The organism is Falsigemmobacter intermedius (assembly GCF_004054105.1).
Lineage (GTDB): Bacteria > Pseudomonadota > Alphaproteobacteria > Rhodobacterales > Rhodobacteraceae > Wagnerdoeblera > Wagnerdoeblera intermedia.
In genome coordinates, this window is sequence record NZ_SBLC01000008.1 from 49,521 (window position 1) to 66,336 (window position 16,816).

Annotated in this window: 17 protein-coding genes; 12 read left to right on the forward strand and 5 right to left on the reverse strand. The window is 63.7% G+C overall.

Annotated elements, in window-relative coordinates; all coding sequences use genetic code 11:
* Positions 1–138 precede the first annotated feature (138 nt).
* Positions 139–366 (reverse strand): DUF1127 domain-containing protein, encoded by a 228-nt coding sequence (locus EP867_RS07370; RefSeq protein WP_128487714.1) that lies wholly within the window; start codon positions 364–366, stop codon positions 139–141.
* Positions 367–498: 132 nt separating this feature from the next.
* Between EP867_RS07370 and EP867_RS07375 the strand changes: the two genes are divergently transcribed.
* Positions 499–1,371 (forward strand): LysR family transcriptional regulator, encoded by an 873-nt coding sequence (locus tag EP867_RS07375; RefSeq protein ID WP_128487716.1) that lies wholly within the window; start codon positions 499–501, stop codon positions 1,369–1,371.
* Here the strand turns inward: EP867_RS07375 and EP867_RS07380 are convergent.
* Positions 1,368–2,330: an NADPH:quinone oxidoreductase family protein gene (locus EP867_RS07380; RefSeq protein ID WP_128487718.1), complete on the reverse strand. Its 963-nt coding sequence runs from the start codon at positions 2,328–2,330 to the stop codon at positions 1,368–1,370. The genes EP867_RS07375 and EP867_RS07380 overlap by 4 nt on opposite strands.
* A gap of 327 nt (positions 2,331–2,657) precedes the next feature.
* Here EP867_RS07380 and EP867_RS07385 point away from each other — a divergent pair, with 327 nt between their 5' ends.
* The 11 genes from EP867_RS07385 (at position 2,658) to secD (ending at position 14,905) form a co-directional block, all read left to right on the forward strand.
* Positions 2,658–3,020, forward strand: a complete 363-nt coding sequence (locus EP867_RS07385; protein ID WP_128487720.1) for a helix-turn-helix domain-containing protein — start codon at positions 2,658–2,660, stop codon at positions 3,018–3,020.
* A 97-nt stretch (positions 3,021–3,117) separates the two neighbouring features.
* The gene (hisN, locus tag EP867_RS07390) at positions 3,118–3,933 is read left to right on the forward strand and encodes a histidinol-phosphatase (protein WP_128487920.1); all 816 of its coding nucleotides are present in this window, start codon (positions 3,118–3,120) and stop codon (positions 3,931–3,933) included.
* A 52-nt stretch (positions 3,934–3,985) separates the two neighbouring features.
* Positions 3,986–4,879, forward strand: coding sequence for a FliM/FliN family flagellar motor switch protein (locus EP867_RS07395; RefSeq protein WP_128487722.1), 894 nt, complete (start codon positions 3,986–3,988; stop codon positions 4,877–4,879).
* 781 nt (positions 4,880–5,660) lie between these two features.
* Positions 5,661–8,561 (forward strand): monovalent cation/H+ antiporter subunit A, encoded by a 2,901-nt coding sequence (locus tag EP867_RS07405; RefSeq protein WP_128487726.1) that lies wholly within the window; start codon positions 5,661–5,663, stop codon positions 8,559–8,561.
* The gene (locus EP867_RS07410; protein WP_128487728.1) at positions 8,561–8,902 is read left to right on the forward strand and encodes a Na+/H+ antiporter subunit C; all 342 of its coding nucleotides are present in this window, start codon (positions 8,561–8,563) and stop codon (positions 8,900–8,902) included. The genes EP867_RS07405 and EP867_RS07410 overlap by 1 nt, the downstream gene beginning before the upstream one ends.
* On the forward strand, positions 8,902–10,539 hold the full coding sequence (locus EP867_RS07415; protein ID WP_128487730.1) for a monovalent cation/H+ antiporter subunit D: 1,638 nt from the start codon (positions 8,902–8,904) through the stop codon (positions 10,537–10,539). The genes EP867_RS07410 and EP867_RS07415 overlap by 1 nt, the downstream gene beginning before the upstream one ends.
* Positions 10,536–11,024 carry a Na+/H+ antiporter subunit E gene (locus tag EP867_RS07420; RefSeq protein WP_128487732.1) on the forward strand — a complete coding sequence of 163 codons (489 nt, stop codon included), beginning with the start codon at positions 10,536–10,538 and terminating at the stop codon, positions 11,022–11,024. Before EP867_RS07415 ends, EP867_RS07420 begins: the two co-directional genes overlap by 4 nt.
* Entirely contained in the window at positions 11,021–11,305 is a 285-nt protein-coding gene (locus tag EP867_RS07425; protein WP_128487734.1) for a K+/H+ antiporter subunit F, read from the forward strand. The genes EP867_RS07420 and EP867_RS07425 overlap by 4 nt, the downstream gene beginning before the upstream one ends.
* Positions 11,302–11,721, forward strand: coding sequence for a monovalent cation/H(+) antiporter subunit G (mnhG, locus tag EP867_RS07430; RefSeq protein ID WP_128487736.1), 420 nt, complete (start codon positions 11,302–11,304; stop codon positions 11,719–11,721). The genes EP867_RS07425 and mnhG overlap by 4 nt, the downstream gene beginning before the upstream one ends.
* A gap of 43 nt (positions 11,722–11,764) precedes the next feature.
* A complete protein-coding gene (locus tag EP867_RS07435) occupies positions 11,765–12,151 on the forward strand; it encodes a hypothetical protein (RefSeq protein WP_128487738.1) in 387 nt (128 codons plus the stop codon).
* A 93-nt stretch (positions 12,152–12,244) separates the two neighbouring features.
* Complete coding sequence (gene secD / locus EP867_RS07440; RefSeq protein ID WP_128487740.1) at positions 12,245–14,905, forward strand: protein translocase subunit SecD; 2,661 nt, start codon at positions 12,245–12,247, stop codon at positions 14,903–14,905.
* A gap of 41 nt (positions 14,906–14,946) precedes the next feature.
* Here secD and EP867_RS07445 read toward each other — a convergent pair whose 3' ends face one another.
* Genes EP867_RS07445 through ypfJ form a run of 3 tightly spaced genes read right to left on the reverse strand, consistent with a single transcriptional unit; the run spans position 14,947 to position 16,704 of the window.
* Positions 14,947–15,357: a PaaI family thioesterase gene (locus EP867_RS07445; protein ID WP_128487742.1), complete on the reverse strand. Its 411-nt coding sequence runs from the start codon at positions 15,355–15,357 to the stop codon at positions 14,947–14,949.
* Between the two features lie 46 nt (positions 15,358–15,403).
* The gene (locus EP867_RS07450; RefSeq protein ID WP_241656851.1) at positions 15,404–15,811 is read right to left on the reverse strand and encodes a protein-tyrosine phosphatase family protein; all 408 of its coding nucleotides are present in this window, start codon (positions 15,809–15,811) and stop codon (positions 15,404–15,406) included.
* 38 nt (positions 15,812–15,849) lie between these two features.
* On the reverse strand, positions 15,850–16,704 hold the full coding sequence (ypfJ, locus tag EP867_RS07455) for a KPN_02809 family neutral zinc metallopeptidase (RefSeq protein WP_128487743.1): 855 nt from the start codon (positions 16,702–16,704) through the stop codon (positions 15,850–15,852).
* Between the last annotated feature and the right edge of the window lie 112 nt (positions 16,705–16,816).

Genomic DNA, 16,816 nt, shown 5'->3' on the forward strand with positions numbered 1-16,816 from the left:
TTATGGCGAAAGCCGCCTGAGCAGAAAACTCAGGCGCTCTGTCCAAGATATCGGACGCATGGCCCGCAATTTCAAGAAGTTCCGTCCAATTTGCATGAGATTCAGAGGAGTTTTTTCACCCCCCGGAACCTGCAGCTTTCAGCGCAGCCAGCTGGCCGGGGCGTCCCAGACCGGACGGGCGGCTTCACGGCGCGCCTCTTCACGGGTGACGCCGATATCTGCCAGCGCGGAATCGTCAAGGCTGGCAAGGCGGCGGCGGGTCGACGCCAGCTGGAGAAGGCGCGACAGACGCCCGGCACCCGCTTTTTTGCCTCCCCGTTCGACGCGGGCAAGCGTCAGGGCGGAGGTATGGAGCGAGGCAAACATGGGATGTCCTTTCAGGAATGGCCCGCAGTTTCACGGCGCGGGCGGGGGGTAAAATTTCTGTTGCGTGAGATGCCAGAAGCGGTCAGATAAGTGAAATGAATGGTTTTGACGTGATCCATCAAAGGATGTGATATGTCCCGCCAACTCGATCTTACCGCTCTGCGCAGCTTCCTTGCCGTCCATGAGGCCGGGGGCGTCACCCGGGCCGCAGGCTTTCTCAATCTCACGCAGTCTGCGGTCTCTATGCAGTTGAAAAGGCTTGAGGACAGCCTTGGGATTGAACTGATGGAGCGCTCTGGTCGCGGCGTCGCCCTGACGGCTGCGGGCGAGCAGCTGATCGGCTACGCCCGGCGGCTTCTTCAGCTGAATGATGAAGCTTTAGCAAAATTGACCGGACAATCTTTGCAGGGGGAAGTGGTCCTGGGGGTGCCGTCAGACATCGTCTACCCGGTCATTCCCGCGGTGCTGAGGCGATTCGCGCATGAGCATCCGATGATGCGGATCCGCCTTGTGTCCTCTTATACGCTGAAGCTTCGGCAGCTTTTCGCCCAGGGGGAATGCGATCTCATTCTGACCACCGAAGACACCGTGGCCCCCGGGGGAGAGACTTTGCGCAGCCTGCCGCTGATCTGGGTGGGCGCCCCCGGGGGGCAGGCTTTCCGTCAACGCCCGCTGCCGCTGGCCTTTGAGTTCAACTGCATCTTCCGCACCGGCGTGCAGGCCGCACTGGATGCCGCCGGAATCGACTGGGTCATGGCCTCTGAGGCCGAGGCGACCCGCTCAATCGAGGCCTCTGTCAGCGCGGATCTCGCGGTTCATGCCCTCGTTGCAGGGGCCGAACCGCGGGATCTGGTCTCTGTTCCCCATGGCGGAAGCCTGCCGGATCTGGGTCAGATTCAGGTGAATCTTTACACCGGCCAGAATGAGGCCGCCGGTCCACTCGCCGCGATTATCCGACAGGAATACGCCAGGTTGAAAAGCCGCAGCAGATCGCCTGCTGGTTAACCTATTGTCACTACAACTTTTCCGGTCGATTTTCGGCTGCGCACCAGGTCCAGAGCCTCTTCCACACGCGCCAGTGGCAGAAGGGCGCTGATATGGGGGGCGATCCGTCCGGCCTCAAAGAGGGCGAAAAGCTCGGTAAAACTCTCGCGGATCACCTCAGGGCGAAAGCTCATATAGCCGCCCCAATAGACCCCCAGCACCGTCAGGTTTTTGACCAGCAGCAGATTGGCCGGGATCTGCGGCACGCCGCCACCGGCAAAGCCCACGGGGATCAGCCGTCCTTCCGGGCGTGTGGCGCGCAGAGCCTCATCAAAGGCCGGGCCGCCAACGGTGTCATAGACCACATCCACGCCGCCCAGGCTGCGCAGGCTTGCGCGAAGATCCGGGGCCTCACTGTCGATGACCTCAGCGGCGCCTGAAGCCTTTGCCCGGGCAAGTTTCTCCGCCCCCCTCGCAGAGGCGATCACCCTTGCCCCCATGGCGGCCCCCAGTTCCACCGCGGTCAGCCCTGCGCCCCCCGCCGCGCCGGTCACGAAAAGGGTCTCTCCGGGCTGCAGGCGGGCGCGATGGCTCAAAGCCACATGGGCTGTTCCATAGCCGATCATAAAGGCGGCGGCCGTCTCAAAGCTCATGGACCCGGGCAGCTTCACACAGCGATCGGCCGGGAAAACACCGGCCTCTGCCAGACCGCCATCGCGCCCGAAAACGCCCACCCGGTCGCCCGGCACCAGCTCCGACACGTCGGGGCCGGTGGCCTCAACAACGCCCGCAGCCTCCATTCCCAGCGTGAAGGGCAGCGGCGGTTTTTCCTGATAGCGGCCTTCGGTCAACAGCAGATCCGCAAAGTTGACGCCGCAGGCGCGAAGCGCGATCAACACCTCACCCGGGCCGGGTTGCGGGCGGGCAATCTCTGCCAGGCCCATCGTGCCATTAAGATCCTCAACCCGAAACGCACGCATCGCTCTCTCTCCCCTGCTGCTGTGCAGCAAATCTGCCCCGCCCCCTGCGCATGTCAACCGACAGATGTTCATCCCCCTCCGGGACAAGCATGAGCAATTTATCGCCAGGTGGGGAATTCCCTCTATTCGCCTATAAGATTTTCATTGCACTTATCGCGCTAAAGGCGAATAACCCATACCTGTGGACTAAAAAACCATACCTAAGCATAGTTATTTCGCGGCTTCAATCGGCGTCAGGTTGAGTTTGTGCGGGAACCATCAGGCTCCGGAGTTGTTTCCCTCCGGTATCAGTGTGCCGCGTTCAGGCTCAAGTTAAGGAGTGTAGAAATGAAACATCCCGTAGATGCTCACGTCGGCAAGCGGATCCGTCACCGGCGGTGGATGGTCGGGATGACCCAGCAGCAGCTTGCTGATCGCGTGGGCATCAAATTTCAGCAGATCCAGAAATATGAAACCGGCATGAACCGCGTCAGCGCGTCGCGCCTGTTTGATATTGCGCGTGAGATGGATGTGCCGGTCAGCTTCTTCTTTGAGGGGCTTGATGCGGGTGCGGCCTCGGCACAGGCCAGCGATCTGCTCGGTGATAAAGAGGCTCTGGAACTGGTCCGGGCTTATTACACCATCCCCGAGGCCCAGCGCCGCCGCCTCTTTGATCTGGCGCGTGTGCTCTCGGATTCCACTGCAGCCTGACCGCAGCGGGCAGACTTGACCTTGGCCCTGCGGCTGCGCTAGCGCGGGCCGCAGAGCGAGCCAGGGGAGTGCTGCCATGACCGACCGCGAAGACCTTATGCGCGCGCACCGCGCACCCGGGGCTGTCAGCGGGCATCTCGCTGTTGCCAATGCTCTGGCCGATGCGGCACGGACTGCGACCCTTGCCTGGTTCCGGCGCCCTGCGCTGAGCGCCGACAGCAAGGAAAGCGACCGCTTCGATCCGGTCACCGAAGGGGACCGCGCGGCAGAGGACGCCATGCGCGCCCTTCTCGCCCGTCTGCGACCGCAGGACGGGATCCTTGGCGAAGAGCGCGGCAGCTCGCAGGGCAGCAGCGGTCTGACCTGGATTCTGGACCCGATCGACGGCACCCGCGGATTTCTTTCCGGCACCCCGACCTGGGGCGTGCTGATCGCGCTGGCGGACAGCCAGGGCCCCTTCCTCGGCATCATCGATCAACCCTATATCGGCGAACGCTTTACCGGCGCGCCGGGTCTTGCGGAGGTCAGCGGCCCGATGGGCACCGCCCCCCTTGCGACCCGCGCGGCAAGGCCGCTCTCAGAGGCGATCATTTTCACCACCTTCCCCGAGGTCGGCACCCCCGCCGAGGCAGAGGCCTTCCACCGTCTTGCCGGTCAATGCCGCCTGCTGCGCTATGGCATGGACTGCTATGCCTATGCGCTGCTGGCCGCAGGGCAGATCGATCTTGTGGTGGAGGCAGGTCTGCAAACCTATGATATCGCAGCTCCCATCGCTGTCATTGAGGCCGCGGGCGGGATCGTCACAGACTGGACCGGCGGGCCTGCGCATCAGGGGGGGCGGGTGATCGCCGCCGCCAATGCCACGATCCATGCCGAGGCGCTGAAACTTCTCTCCCTCGCCGGGGAGCCGTAAACCCTTCCGTAACCCGGGGCTGGCAGACTGCTCTCAGTCAGGAGCGGATCTTATGGGTGACACTGCGCAGATTTTGCGTCGAAAACTGGCCGCGGCGCGGCCTGCGGACGTGGCAACGGAAACGGCAGCGCGGACATGGCGCGTGGGCCTGGCACGCGCCGCGCGCGAGCTTGCGGGATTGCCCTTCGCGCCCGACGATGTGCGCGACGAACGGCTCTCTCTGGCTGAGGTCCTGGACAAACTGCCGGAGCGGTCTTTTTACGCGGTGCTGGAAGGGCCGGGGCAGGCCCTTGGCACCCCGCTGGACGCGCCCGCCACCCCCAGGCGGCTGACCCGCACCGATGCGGCGCTCTGTGCCGGGGTGATTGATGGCGGGCTGCTCTTTCTTGAAACGGGCCTCGAGACCAGTTCTGAGCGTGCCTGGGCGGGCGGATACAGATATTCTTCTTTCATCGAGGATGAGCGACCGCTCTCGCTGCTGCTGGAGGATCAGCCCTATCGCTGCCTCAGCCTCAGCGGCAATCTGACAGGCACCAGCCGGACCGGATTTGCCCTGCTGTGCCTTCCTGCCGAAGGGCGCAGCCTGCCCGGTCGCAACTCTCCCTCCCAATCCCCCCCGCCGGACCCGGAGTGGAGCCGGGCTTTCTCTCAGCAGCTCGGCGAGGCTGAGGTGACTTTGATGGCGGTTCTGGCGCGGATTGAACTCTCCCTTGATGCCTCCATGGAGTTGAAGCCCGGAAGCCTGCTGCGGATCGGGCCGGGCGATCCGCTCTCCCTCTCTCTGACCGGTCCGGAGGGCGATCCCCTCTGCGCCGGGCGCCTTGGGCGTCAGGGGGCGCAGCGTGCCGTTAAGATCACCCCCGGCCAGTCGCATGGGGAACCGCCCCTCACGCAGGGGGAGCCGATCGAACCTGCCACGCAGGCCCCCGCTCTCAGGTCCGCGTGACAGCCGGTCACGGCCTCTTTTCATGGTCAGCGGTTTTTAAAGCGCGGCAGAATGCGGCCTGTCCCTGCCACAAGTGACGCCCGGGATTTTCCCGGCCCGCCACGCAGGCAGGCGTGAGGGTGAGCGGTGAGCGGTGAGCGGTGAGCGGTGAGCGGTGAGCGGTGAGCGGTGAGCGGTGAGCGGTGAGCGGTGAGCGGTGAGCGGTGAGCGGTCGTGCTTAAGGCCCGCCCCTGTTGCCAGAGCCGGATGAAGCCCAAGCGCGGACACGGGTGTCGGACGGCCTCTCTCGCCGGCTGTCGGGTAACATGCGGTGACCCGATAAACCCTGCCGAAGGTGCATTGACCTTCTGCGAGGGCGGGCGGACCTCTCCCTCCAGGGCCCCCGAAAGACCGCCCCATGCCGAAGGAGCGCGCCTTGAAAAAGCGCCGCGCAGGATCTCTGCCCCGGGCAAAGCGATCTGCGAAACGGACCCCATCTCTGCAACTTCGGACAGGAACAGCCCGCCCGCACTCCCCGCCAAAGCGAGTGATCCTCACGAAAAGCCGGGCTTCGTTACAAATCCTTTCAATCCCACAGAAAGTTCAGAAGAATTCCTGCCGAAAAGCGCAACAATCCTGCCCTGCAGGCCTTGCGCCCTGACCGTGTTATCTTTCATTTAGGGCAAGGCCCTTTTCGATGTTGCGTCGCCCTGTTCTGCCCCTTTGCGGTGCGGTTTTCCCGGGTCGGCCTGCCGTCGACGGGAACCGAGATACCACAAACCACCGGAAGGGACCGCTTCGGATGATCGAACAGAACCTGATCCTGATCCTCGTCGCGCTGCCGTTCTTTGCCGCCCTGATCAACGCCACGCTGAATGTCAGCGCGCATCGGGCCGCAGCCTGGAGTTCGGGACTGTCGCTCGGCGCGGGTCTGCTGATCCTGCTGGCGCTGATGCCCCCGCTGACAGAACAGGGGATTCTCCGATCGGTCGTGCAATGGGTGCCTTCGGTCCGTCTGAACCTCAGCTTCCGGCTCGACTGGTTCTCCTGGAGCTTCACTTTCCTGGTGCTGCTTATCGGCATCCTGGTGGTGGTCTATGCGCGGTTTTACCTCGACAAAACCGATCCGGTGCCGCGGTTTTATTCCTTCCTGATGGCCTTTACCGGGGCCATGGTCGGTGTGCTGACCTCGGGCAATATCCTGATGCTGGTGGTTTTCTGGGAGCTGACCTCGCTAACCTCTTTCCTGCTGATCGGCTATTGGTATCAGAACCAGTCGGCGCGGGACGGGGCAAGGATGGCGCTGGTGGTTACCGGTTCGGGCGGGCTTTGCCTGCTGGTCGGGATGCTGGTCATCGGGCAGATCGTGGGCAGCTATGATCTCGACCGGGTGCTGGGCTCGGGCGAGCTGATCACCTCGCATCCGCTTTATCCGGTGGCGCTGGTGCTTTTCCTGCTGGGTGCTTTCACCAAATCGGCGCAGTTCCCTTTCCACTTCTGGCTGCCCGGCGCCATGGCCGCGCCGACCCCGGTGTCGAGCTTCCTGCATTCGGCCACCATGGTGAAGGCGGGTGTCTTCCTGCTGATCCGCTTTCAGCCCGCGCTTGGCGGGACGGATCTGTGGTTCTGGCTCGTCTGCGGGACGGGCATGGCCACGCTGACCATCGGCGCGGTGATCGGTCTCTTCCGCCATGATCTGAAGGGGCTTCTGGCCTATTCCACGATCAGCCACCTCGGCCTCATCACCGCGCTTGCGGGCATGGGCAGCCCGCTGGCCATTACGGCGGCGGTGTTTCACATCGCCAACCACGCGATTTTCAAAGCCTCGCTCTTTATGATGGCGGGGATCGTCGATCATGAGACCGGCACCCGCGACATGCGCCGCCTCTCGGGTCTGCGCCGACTGATGCCGGTGACGGCCGTGCTGGCGATCCTTGGCTCTGCGGCCATGGCGGGTGTGCCGCTGCTCAGCGGGTTCCTCTCCAAAGAGATGTTCCTGGCGGAAACGCTGGCCGGCTATGACGGCAGCCTGTTTGATCAGGCCCTGCCGGTGATTGCGACGGTGGCGAGCCTCTTTTCGGCGGCTTATTCACTGCGCCTTGTCCATGCGGTTTTCTTTGGCCCTGAAGCCACAGACCTTCCGAAAACCCCGCATGAGCCACCGCATTGGATGCGCCTCCCGGTCGAGCTTCTGGTCTGTCTCTCGGTGCTGATCGGCGTGCTTCCTGCCCTGACGATTGAGCCCTGGGTGAACCTCGCCGCAGGCTCGATCATCGGCCCGGCCTTTGAGGGTGTGCATATCGCCATCTGGCACGGTTTCAACACCGCACTTCTGATGAGCGTCATCGCGCTCGGCGGCGGGGCTGCGCTTTATCTGCTGACCGCGAAAGCGATTGAGGCAGGTCCGGAAGGTCCGCCGCTGCTGCACCGTCTGCGCGCTCAGAAGATCTATGAGCGCATCCTGCTGGAGGGCACCTGGAAGATCCCGCGCCTTGTCTATCAGTCCATCGGCACCGAGCGGCTGCAGCCGCAGATCCGCATGCTGATGCTGATGGCGGTGATTGCCGGTCTCTATTCGCTCTGGGGTGTGTTGCAGTTCTCGCCGGTACCGCGGATGCATGACATGAACCCGGCCTTTGCGCTGATGTGGGTTGTCGGCGCAGCCTGTGCGGCCGGGGCGGCGGTTCAGGCGAAATATCACCGCTTTGCCGCTGTGATCCTGCTGGGGGGCGCGGGTCTGGTGACCTGTGTGACCTTCGCCTGGCTTTCGGCGCCGGATCTTGCGGTGACGCAGCTGCTGGTCGAGATTGTCACCACGGTGCTTCTGCTTCTGGGGCTGCGCTGGCTGCCCAAGCGCAACGAGGAGATCCCTGAGGACAAAGAGGTTCAGGCCAAGGCCCGCCGCCTCCGTGACTTCATCATTGCGGCCTTTGCCGGTCTGGGGCTTGCGCTGATCTCTTACGCGCTGATGACCCGTCCGCTGATCCCCAATATCGGCGACTGGTTCCTGCGCAATGCCTATTATGAGGGCGGCGGCACCAATACCGTCAACGTCATCCTGGTCGACTTCCGCGCCTTTGATACCTTCGGTGAGATCACCGTTCTCGCCATCGTGGGTCTGACGGTCTATGCGCTGCTGCGCCGCTTCCGCCCTGCCCCCGAAAGCGCGGTTCTGCCTGCGCAGCAGGGGCCTTTTGTGGCTGAGGCACTGAAGGATTATCTGACGATCCCGGCGCTGATCATGCGCTGGATGTTCCCGGTCCTGATGCTGGTTGCGGCCTATTTCTTCTTCCGGGGCCACGATCTGCCCGGCGGCGGCTTCTCGGCCGGGGTGACCATGGCGATCGCGTTTTTGCTGCAATATATCGCGCATAACGTCCGTTGGGTTGAAAGCCGGCTGGTGGTGCTGCCGATCCGCTGGATGGGCTTTGGCCTGCTGATCGCGGGGGCAGCGGGGGTCGGGGCCTGGCTCTTTGGCTATCCCTTCCTTACCGCCCATGCGCGCTACATCGATGTGCCGCTGATCGGCAAAGTCCCTGCAGCTTCCGCTATGATCTTTGACACCGGCGTCTTTGCGCTGGTCATGGGGGCGACCGTCCTCATGCTGATCGCCATTGCCCACCAGTCGCTGCGCTCGGCCCGCCGCCGTGAGCAGACCGGTGAGGCTGAGAAAGACACCAACGCCAGGAAGGAGACCGTCTGATGGAATTCGTGCTGTCCTGCGCCATCGGGATCCTTGCCGCTTCCGGCATCTGGCTGATGATGCGCCCGCGTACCTTTCAGGTGATCGTGGGGCTGTGCCTGGTGTCCTATGCGGTCAACCTTTTCATCTTCTCGACGGGGCGCCTGACCATGGGCGCGCCGCCGATCATGCCCAAGGGCTGGTTTGTGAACCCTGCTGCCTATGCTGATCCCCTGCCCCAGGCTCTGGTGCTGACGGCCATCGTCATCAGCTTTGCCACCACGGCGCTTTTCCTTGTCGTCATGCTGGCCGCGCGCGGCTTTACCGGCACCGACCATGTTGACGGGAAGGAGCGCGACTGATGATGGGACTGAGCGATCATCTGATCATCCTGCCGATCCTGATCCCGTTCTTCGCGGGCGCATTGATGCTGCTTTATGATGACCGGCAGCGCAAAGCGAAGCTCGGCATCAGCCTGGTGGCGACGCTTGCGACCCTTGTGGTGGCGGTAGAGCTTCTGAACCGCTCCAAGGGGAATGCGCTGTCGGGCGGCAACGACATTGCTTTTTATCTGCTGGGCGACTGGGCGGTGCCTTACGGCATCATCCTGGTGATCGACCGTCTGTCAGCGATGATGCTGGTGCTGACCTCGCTGCTGGCGATCCCGGCGCTTCTCTATTCCGGCGCGGGCTGGCACCGGCAGGGTCAGAACTTCCAGTCGATGTTCATGTTCCTGCTGATGGGTCTGAACGGCGCGTTCCTGACCGGGGATCTCTTCAACCTCTTTGTGTTCTTTGAGGTTCTGCTGGCGGCCTCTTATGGTCTGCTGCTCCATGGCTCGGGCCAGCTGCGCGTGCGTGCGGGTCTGCATTATATTGCGATGAACCTTGCGGCGTCGCTGCTCTTCCTAGTGGGCGTTTCGCTGATCTACGGCGTGACCGGCACGCTTTCCATGGCGCAGCTGTCGAACCTGGTGGCCTCGGTTCCCGATGCGGACCGGCCGCTGCTGCATGTGGGCACCGCCATGCTCGGCATCGCCTTCCTGGTGAAGGCGGGGATTTACCCGCTCTCCTTCTGGCTGCCGACCGCCTATATGGCAGGCTCGGCCCCGGTGGCGGCGATGTTTGCGATCATGACCAAGGTCGGGATCTATATCATCCTGCGCATCACCATGCTGGCCTTTGGCGCGGGCGCGGGCAGCTCAGCAGGCTTTGCGGCGGAAGTGCTGGTGGCGCTGGGTCTTGCGACCATTGCCTATGGCAGCTTCGGCGTGCTGGCCTCACAGGGGCTGGGCCGGGTGACCGGGCATCTGGTGATGATTTCCTCGGGCACGCTTCTGACCGTCAACGGCCTTGCGCTGATGGGCGGTGGCATCGGCATGCTGGCGGGGGCGCTTTATTATATGGTGGGCTCAACCCTGGCCACCGGCGCGCTTTTTCTGCTCATCGAACCGCTGAGCCGCGAAGAGGGGGGCATTGCCGCCATGCTCGCGCTGACGGCGGATGCCTATGGTCTTGATCTCTCAGACGAAGACAGCACCGAGCAGGATGAGGAGGGGCTCGCCATTCCCGGTGTGATGACCATTCTGGGCCTGCTCTTCGGGGTCTGTCTGATGATGCTGGCGGGCATGCCGCCCCTTGCGGGGTTTATCGGCAAGCTTGGTATTCTCGGCGGGGCGATGTCGGCCCCTGCCCTGCCTCCGGCGCTGGTCTGGATCTTTGTGGCGCTGGTAATTGTCTCGGGCCTTGCCTCGCTGCTGGCGCTGGTGCGGATCGGCATTCAGACCTTCTGGGCCGCTGATGGCACGCCGCCGAGGGTGATGGCTTCTGAGATCGCGCCGATTGGCGTGCTGGCCGGTCTGCTGATCCTGCTGACCATTCAGGGGCAGGACATCTTCCGCTATATGGAGGCCACCTCCCGCGCGCTTCATGCCCCGGAAATCTACGTTCAGGGTGTGATTGAGGCCCCGCGTGTCGTTGACGGAGGAGACCGGCCATGACCCGTCTGATCCCGCATCCGCTCCTGTCGCTGACGCTCGTTCTGATGTGGCTTCTGCTGACCAGTTTTTCGCTGGGCCATCTCGTGCTTGGCACCGCGCTCGGACTGATCATCGGCTGGTTCTTCCGCCTGCTTGAGCCCGAGCAGCCGCGCCTGCGCCGTGTCTGGCCGCTGGTGAAGCTGATGGGCATTGTGGCGGTGGATATCCTGCGCTCCAACATCGCCGTGGCCTGGCTGATCCTGACGCGCGGCCGCCACGGCAGCCGCCGCTCGGGCTTTCTTGAGATCCCGCTTGAGCTGAAAGACCCCCATGCCCTGTCGCTGCTGGCGATGATCGTCACCGCCACCCCCGGCACCGCCTGGCTTGCCCATGACATGGACAGCGGTGTTCTGGTCCTGCACGTCTTCGATCTGATCGATGAGGACGACTGGCGCGAGCTGATCCACACCCGTTACGAGACCCTGCTGATGGAGGCCTTCGGATGACAACCGGTCTGATCCTCTGGCTGGCGCTGACCTGGGCACAGATTGCCCTGGCGCTGGCGGCCTGTTTTTCCTTTCTGCGGCTCTGGAAGGGCCCAAGGGCGCAGGACCGCGTCATCGGTCTCGATACGCTTTATTTCTGCGCCATGCTGATGCTGGTGGTCACCGGTGCAAGGCTTGGAACGCCCTTCTTCTATGAGGCCTCGATGGTCATCGGCGTGGTGGGCTTTGTTGCCACGGTGACGGCGGCGAAATTCCTCCTCCGGGGCGAGGTGATCGAATGAGCACGACCTATCTTGAGACCTTTCCCTGGTGGATCGCCCTGCCCGCCGCCTTCTTTATGGTCGTGGGCTCCACACTTGCGCTTCTGGGCAGCCTCGGGCTCTGGCAGCTGAAAAGCTTTTATGACCGCCTGCATGCACCGACCCTGGTCTCAAGCTGGGGCGCGGCAGCGATCCTGCTGGCCTCGATCCTGCTCTTCAGCTGGGGCGGCAGCCGCCTTGTCATCCATGAACTCGTTATCGGGATCTTCCTGCTGATCACCACGCCGGTCACCCTGATGATGGTGGGCCGGGCGGCGCTTTATCGTGACCGTGTGGCAGGCTCTCCCGAACTGCCGGAGCATCTTCACCTCCATGAGGCCGCCCCGCCCGCCTCTGACCCGGCCCCTGCCGCCCCGCCGGAGCGCAAAGCTGACTGAAACGGCATTTGCCAAAAAGGGCCGGATATGCGACTTCGGTCACATGACGCGCCCGACCCCCCTGCTGTGGACGGCCAGCGCCCGGACAGTTCTGTCCGGGCTTTTGGTGCTTCTGCTGATGCTGGTCTGGCAGTTCAGCCCGGGCCTGCGCCTCTCGCGCAGCGCCGGAGGGGCTGAGCGGGTCACGGCGGTGCTGCGCACGGCCCTGCCGCCTGAGGCGGTGAAATTCCATCAGATTGCCCCCGCCGCCCGCACGGGCGATGACGGTGCCTCCGGCGATCTGCCCTTTGCGGCGCTGCTGCCGCACCCCCAGGCGCGTGCCTGCGATCTGCCCGGTCTGATCCGCGCGCCCGCCGGCCCACAGCCCTGCGCCAGCGACCGGATGCTGCGCCCCGGCGCACGCGCGCCCCCGGCGTCGCACAGCCCCTGACCCATTTCGCCCCTTTGCTCTCCCCTCAGGGGCCCCGCTCTTTCCGCCGAACCAGAGCCCGCTTTGCCGGGCTTCGATTAACCGGAGTGCTCAATGCACAAGACCGCTCTCTGGAAGCGCCTCATTATCTGGGGGCTTTGCCTTGTCGGCCTGCTTTTTGCGATGCCGAACGCTTTTTACACCCGGGTTGAGACCCATAACGATGCCCATCTTGCGGTGGAAAAAGGCGAAAGCCTGACGCCTGAGCAGGTCGCAGCCCTTGAGGACTGGCCGCAGTGGCTGCCCTCTGGTCTCGTAAACCTCGGGCTCGATCTGCGCGGCGGTGCACATCTGCTGGCCGAAGTTCAGGTCACCGATGTCTACCAGGCCCGTATGGACAGCTTCTGGCCGCAGGTCCGCGACCGTCTGCGCGATATGCGCGATCAGGTCGGCGGCGTGCGCCGTCAGCCCTCTGCCCCCCATGAGCTGCGCATCGAGGTGCAGAACCAGGAGGGCCTTCAGGCCGCCGTTGCCTCGATCCGTCAGCTCTCGACCCCGGTGGTCAGCCTGACCGGCGTGGGCCAGAACGACATCGAGGTCCGCGCCGAAGGCCGGGTCCTGGTGATCTCGCTCTCAGAAGCCGAACGCGCCGCCATGGATGAGCGCACCATCGCACAATCGCTTGAGATCATCCGCCGCCGTGTCGACGAAGTCGGCACCCGGGAGCCGACGATCCAGCGTCAGGGCGCCGACCGTATCCTGATCCAGGTGCCGGGCATCGGCTCGGCAGCAGAGCTGAAAAGCCTGATCGGCACCACCGCGAAGCTGACCTTCAACCCGGTTCAGGGCTCGGCTCGCGGCCCGGATGAGGTGGCGCCCCCCGGCTCCAAAGTCCTGCCCTCGATGAATGAGCAGGGCGTTTACTATATCATCGAGACCGCGCCGGTCGTCACCGGCGAAGAGCTGGTCGATGCGCAGCCGTCCTATGACCAGAACGGCCGCCCGGCGGTGAACTTCCGCTTCAACCCCTCGGGGGCGCGGACCTTTGGGGATTATACGGCCGCCAATATCGGCCGCCCCTTCGCCATCGTGCTTGATGAGCAGGTGATCTCAGCCCCGGTCATTCAAAGCCACATCCCCGGCGGCTCAGGCATCATCTCGGGCAATTTCACCCTGGAAGAAAGCACCGAGCTTGCGGTTCTGCTGCGCGCAGGCGCCCTGCCCGCCGGGATGACCTTCCTTGAAGAACGCACCATCGGCCCGGAACTGGGCCAGGATTCGATCGACGCCGGCAAGCGTGCTGCGATCGTCGGCACCATTGCCGTCGCAATCTTCATGGTGGTGATTTATGGCTCCATGGGCGTCATCGCCAATATCGCGCTGATCATCAACGGCGTGCTGCTGATCTCGATGCTCTCGCTTCTGGGTGCCACGCTGACCCTGCCGGGGATCGCGGGCATCGTGCTGACGCTCGGCATGGCCGTGGACAGTAACGTTCTGATCTTTGAGCGTATCCGCGAGGAACTAAGGGCCGGAAAGGCCGCAGGCCGCTCGATTGAACTGGGCTTTGACAAAGCGCTCTCGGCCATTATGGACGCCAATATCACCGCCATCATTACGGCTGTGATCATGTTCGCCATCGGCTCCGGCCCGGTGCGCGGCTTTGCGGTGACCTTCGGTCTGGGCATCATCACCACGATGTTCACCGCCGTCTATGTCACCAAACTGCTGATGTATATCTGGTATACTCACATCAAGCCGAAGCGCGTCACCGCCGGCGGCCTGATCCGCCTCGTCCCCGATGACACGAAGATCAACTTCTTCCGCTGGCAGGGCGTGACCTTCGGCGGCACCATCGGCGTCATGGTGGCGGCCATCATCATCACCATCACCATGGGTCTGAACTTCGGCATCGACTTCAAAGGCGGCACCACGATCCGCACGGAATCGACCCAGGAGGTCAATATCAGCGCCTACCGCGATGCGCTTCATCAGCTGAACCTTGGCGATGTGAACATCTCGCAGGTCTTTGATCCGGCCTTCCGGGCAGATCAGCATGTGGCCATGATCCGCATTCAGGCCCAGGACGGCGCGGAAGCAGTCACCCCGGAAGTGATCACCGCCGTTGAGGCTGCGATCAAAACCGCAGATCCCCAGGTGATGATTGCCTCGGTGGAATCGGTGGGTCCGAAAGTCTCGTCTGAGCTGATCTGGCTGGCCATCGGCGCGGTGGCCGCAGGCTCCGTCGGGATCCTGATCTATATCTGGATGCGCTTTGAGTGGCAGTTCGCCATCGGCCTTGTGGCGGCCTGTCTGCATGACGTGGTCATCACGCTGGGGATCTTCTCGCTCTTCCAGATCCGCTTTGACCTGACCATCGTGGCGGCGCTGCTGACGATCCTTGGCTATTCGGTGAACGACACCGTGGTGATCTTCGACCGTTTGCGCGAGAATATGGCCAAACATAAGTCGATGGCGCTGCGCGATCTGATGAACCTCTCGACCAACGAGACGCTCGGCCGGACCGTGATGACCTCCGCCTCGACCCTGCTCGCGCTCTTTGCGCTGCTGTGGTTCGGCGGTGACGTGATCCGCGGCTTCGTCTTTGCGATGATCCTCGGCGTGGTTCTGGGCACCTGGTCGACGCTTTATGTGGCGAAGAACATCGTGCTCTACCTCGGCGTGGATCGCGGGGATGACAGCGAAGGCGGTGAGGGCAAGGCGAAAAAGCCGAAAAAACGCCTCGACCATGAGTTCGCCAATATCGATGCATAAAAGGATAAGGCCGGGGAGATCCCCGGCCTTTCTCTTTGCGTTTACGGGTTCATCACCATCTGCGTCTGGGTGACTTTGGCTGCCAGCCGCCCGTCTTCCAGATAAAGCGAGACCTCCCAGACCATGGTGCGCCGCCCGATATGCAGACCCCGCGCCACCGCGCGCACCCTGGTGCCAAGGGGGATGGGGCGGAAGAAGTTGGTTTTGCTCTCCATCGTCACGGTATATTGCCCCGGCGCCATCTGCCGATAGGTGGCGGTGCCCGCGACATTATCCGCCAGTGTCATAATGGCCCCGCCGTGCAGCATGCCGTTGCGGTTGGTCAGATCCTCCCGCACGAAAAGCTCTGCCACCACCTCATCCTCGCCATTGGCCTCAATGGTGCGGATATCGAGCAGCTTCGCGAAAGGCGGCTGCGCCAGTGCGATGGTCTCATCAGCTGTCAAAGTCATGTCAGTCCCCTCTTCGCGCGGCAGTATTGCCCCGCGCCGGGGCGTGTCAATCCGCGAGCGCCCAGTCCAGCTGCGCCGCAGTTTCAATCGCACAGGGCCGCACCTCCCGCAGCCGCGCCAGCGCAGCAGCGCTCTCTTCGCCCGCCATCCGCATCAGGCGCAGCGCGATCATTCCCGATCTCCCGCAGCCCCCCATGCAGTGCAAAGCCAGATGCCCGCCACCGCGCAGATGCTCGAAAGCCTCTGCCAGCACAGGCACCGGCCCCTCAGGCACATCATAATCCCGGATCGGCAGCCGCAGATGGCGCAGCCCCGCCCGCGCCACCCGCGCGTCCAGATCCGCCAGCCCCCTGCGCCGCTCCTCCTCCGGCTCCGTCAGGCTCAAAAGCCACCCCGCCCCTGCCGCGGCCAGGGCCTCCGCCCCCTCACCCACCGGCAGCGGAGACAGCGACAACCGCCCCCCCGCCACCTCCAGCAGTGCCGCAGGCCAGATCACAGACGGTCGGTATTAAAGGTGTCGCAGACCTCCATCTTCCCCGCCTCATAGCCGCGGGTAAACCAGGAAGCCCGCTGCGCGGAACTGCCATGGCTGAAGGTATGGGGCTGCGGCACCCGCCCGGCCCGTGCCTGCAGGGTATCATCCCCGATCTGCCGCGCCGCATTGATCGCCTGCTCAATATCGCCGGGCTTCAGCAGTGAATTCACAGATTTCGCCCAGACCCCGGACAGACAATCCGCCTGGAGCTCCGTGCGCACCGACAACTTATTGGACTGCACCTCCGAGGACCGCGCCCGGGCCTGATTGACCTGACCCAGAATGCCCAGCTCATTTTGCACATGATGCGCCACTTCATGGGCGATCACATAGGCCGCGGCCAGTTCCCCCGGCGCCCCCAGCTCCCGCGACAGCGTCACGAAAAACGCGGTGTCCAGATAGGCCTTCTTATCGGCCGGGCAATAAAACGGCCCCGTCGCCCCCGATGCCCCGCCACAGGGCGACTGCGTCACATCGGAAAAGAGCACCAGCGTCGGCGGGCTGTAGCGCTGCCCCAGTTCCTGCTGAAACCGTGCGGTCCAGACATCCTCAGTGGTGCCAAGCACCTGGCTGACCCATTGGCCGACCTGCTGCTCCTGCTCACTCAAGGGACGGCTCTCCGTCACCTGTCCGCCACCGCCCCCCTGCATCCCGTTCAGAAGCGGCGTCACATCGATCCCGGTGAAATAGCCGATCGCCAGAACCGCCAGCAAAGCCACGCCCGAAACACCGCCCACCGCGCCACCGCGCATGCCACCCCGACCGCGCCGGTCTTCCACATTGCGGCTCTGCCGCTGCCCGCCAAAACGCATCTCGTTCCCCCGGAAATCCGACCGATCATCGCCCGGAAAACCCCGAGCCGCAACGGGGGTTCCAACCGTCCCCGGCTTTGGCTTTTTTAAAATACTCCCGGGGGGTGCGGGG